The sequence below is a fragment of the Methylobacterium sp. B1 genome, assembly GCF_000333255.1.
Taxonomy (GTDB): Bacteria; Pseudomonadota; Alphaproteobacteria; order Rhizobiales; family Beijerinckiaceae; genus Methylobacterium; species Methylobacterium fujisawaense.
In genome coordinates, this window is record NZ_BACT01000851.1 from 1 (window position 1) to 3014 (window position 3014).

2 protein-coding genes and 1 riboswitch are annotated in these 3014 nt (G+C 67.6%); both genes read left to right on the plus strand.

Going from position 1 to position 3014, the window contains the following annotated elements:
• Positions 1–111: 111 nt before the first annotated feature.
• Positions 112–318: riboswitch (cobalamin riboswitch) on the plus strand.
• A gap of 236 nt (positions 319–554) precedes the next feature.
• Positions 555–2642 (plus strand): TonB-dependent siderophore receptor, encoded by a 2088-nt coding sequence (locus I53_RS24565; protein WP_251982442.1) that lies wholly within the window; start codon positions 555–557, stop codon positions 2640–2642.
• Positions 2642–3014, plus strand: a 373-nt coding sequence (locus tag I53_RS24570; RefSeq protein ID WP_148291235.1) for an ATP-binding cassette domain-containing protein, incomplete at its 3' end; no start/stop codon positions are given. The genes I53_RS24565 and I53_RS24570, both read left to right, overlap by 1 nt.

The window sequence follows — 3014 nt, forward strand, 5'->3', positions numbered from 1 at the left end:
GCACGTGAGACCGTGCATTCCATCGGGGATCGGACTGTGTCCATAGCGCCACACGTAACGTAACACTGTTACAAAGTTTGTCAGGCCCGTTGACCGGATGCGCGCCGGTGGCGAATATCGTCCAGCCAAGGTTCTTCGGGTCCCGGCCCGGAGCTAAGACGGGAATTCGGTGCGCTTTTCGGAGCGAATCCGAAGCTGCCCCCGCAACTGTGAGCGGCGAGCGCCTGCCACCGATGACCACTGGTGCTTGCACTGGGAAGGTCCGGCGGGCGCTTTGACCCGTGAGCCAGGAGACCTGCCTTCGGCACGATGACGTCCCTCGGGCGGGGTGCCCCGGCGGAGCGCGCGGTGTCGCCGTCTCGTGGGCGACGCTGCCCGTATCCCCGTGGCCTCCACCCGGCAACAGCGAGTGTGTGGTGGCGACCTCCGAACGTCCGTCTCTCGGCGAGCCTGCGCGGTTTTCAGCGCCATCAGCGCGTCGTCCGCGGACTCCGCATCGCCGTCGGCGGCTGGCGCTCGCCGCTGTCCTCTCGGCCGGACTCCCGATCGAGGACGTGCGGGCGCAGGAGAGCGTGACGTTGGAGGAACTCTCGGTCGAGCAGGTCGGGGAGGGTGCCGGCCGCACGACGGCCTCCGGGCGCGGCACCATCGGCCTGATCGGCCCGACGCCGGGATACGGAGCGGGCACGGCCGTCAGCGCCACGCGCACCGCCACTCCGCAGATCGACGTGCCGGTGGCCGTCTCCGTGGCGCCGCGGGAGACGATCACCGACCTCGCCGCCACCCGCGTAGACCGGGCGTTCAACTATCTGCCCGGCGTCGCCCAGCAGAACAATTTCGGGGGTCTCTCGATCTTCAGTTACGCCATTCGTGGAGTGACGACCTCGGAGATCTACAAGAACGGTTTCCCCCTCAATCGCGGGACCCCGCCTCCGCCCGACGCGCAGAACATCGAACGCATCGAGGTGCTCAAGGGACCGGGGGCGACCCTGTTCGGACGCAGCGATCCCGGCGGGCTCGTCAACCTCATCACCAAGCAACCCACCGCCGAACGGTTCGTCGAGTTCGGCAATCAGGTCGATTCTTTCGGTCTGACCCGCGGCACCATCGATGCCGGCGGTGCCCTGAACGCGGACGGGACGGTCCTCTATCGTTTCAATCTCGCCGCACAGGGGGCCGGCAGCTTCCGCGACTTCGTGGACAGCGACCGGCTGCTCGTGGCTCCAGTGGTGAGTTGGCAGGTCACGCCGGACACACGCGTTACGGTCGAGACCGAGTTCGTGAAGAACCGCATCGTCTTCGACCGGGGCGTGATCGCGCTCAACCGCCAGCTCGGCTTCCTGCCGCTCTCGCGGTTCCTCGGCGAGCCCGGTCAGAGCACCTACCAGAACAACAATTCGCTGCAGGTCCGCGTCGATCATCGCTTCGATGAGAACTGGCAGATGCGGCTCGCCGCTTACTTCAACACCGGCGATCTGGAAGGGGAATCGGCGGAAATCCGCGGAATCGCCGCCAACAACCGCACCGTCTTCCGCGACCGCAACGTGCGCGACTATCGCTGGGACGTGGCGGTCGGTCAGGCCGACCTGATCGGGCGGTTCGACACGGGCGGCATCGGCCACACGCTCCTCCTCGGCATGGACCGGGAGAGCACCGACAGCCGGACGGTCTATCTGCGCTCGAACTTCCGCACGAGCCCCTTCGCCCTCGACATCTATTCGCCGGTCTATGGACAGGCGCTGCCGCCGATCACCATCCCACGCAACAATATCGAGCGCATCACCAATACCGGCCTCTATGCGCAGGACGAGATCGTCCTGAGCCCGGAATGGCGGGCGCTGATCGGCCTTCGGCTCGACATCTTCGAGCAGAGCTTCCGCGAGCGCGTGGTGCGCAGCCAAGTGGACCAGTCGCGGGTCGCGGCCTCGCCCCGGGCGGGCCTCGTCTACCGGCCGATCCCGGAACTCGCCTTCTATACCAATGTCGGCACGAGCTTCCGACCGAATATCGGCACCGACGCCGCCGCCGTCACGCGCGGCACGGCGCTGCCGCCCGAGACCGGCCTCGGCTACGAGGTCGGCGCCAAGTCCGAATTGTTCGGCGGCAATTTGCTCCTCACCGCCGCCGCCTTCCGCGTGGAGCGGGAGAACGTGCTCACGCCCGACCCGGCGAATACCGGCTTCTCCCTCGCGGCCGGCGCCGTGCGTAGCCAGGGCTTCGAGCTGACGGCTCAGGGACAGATCACGCCGGAACTGAAGCTCCTGGCCGGCTACGTCTATGCCGATGCCCGGGTCACCAAGGACAACGTGCTTCCGGTCGGCGCCCCCCTGGTCAACGTGCCCCGCCACTCCGGCAGCCTGCTCGCGGTCTACGAGCCAGCGGGCGCGTGGCGCGGCTTCGGGATCGGCGGCGGCGTGCGCGGCGTGGGCGAGCGGGCGGGCGACGCGGCGGGGTCCGGCTTCACCCTGCCGGGCTTCATCGCGGTCGATGCGCTGGCCTATTACAAATTCGGGAACGCCCGCGTGGCGCTCAACATCGAGAATATATTCGACACCGATTACTACGAGAGTTCACTGAACGTATTCCGCGTCTATCCGGGCTCGCCCCGTCGCATCACGGGCTCCGTGACGGTGCGGTTCTGATGGCGGTTGAGCCGGTGTTGGCGCTCGGCCGCGTCGTCAAGCAGTTCGGAGGCAGGACCGCCCTCAGCGGTCTCGACCTCACCCTGCGCGCGGGTGAGGTCTATGCCCTGCTCGGTCCCAACGGTGCCGGAAAGACCACCACGATCAACCTCATCCTCGGCTTCCTGAAGGCCGATGCGGGGGAGGTCCGGGTCTGCGGGATCGATGCAGGGACGGATCCCATCGCTGCCCGGGCGCGCACCGCCTACATCCCGGAGCAGGTGGCCCTTTATCCGGGGCAATCGGGATTGGAGAATCTCCGTTACTTCGCGACCCTCGCCGGTCTCGCGATCGATGGGGCGGAGGCCGAGACGCATCTCGCGCGGCCGGCCG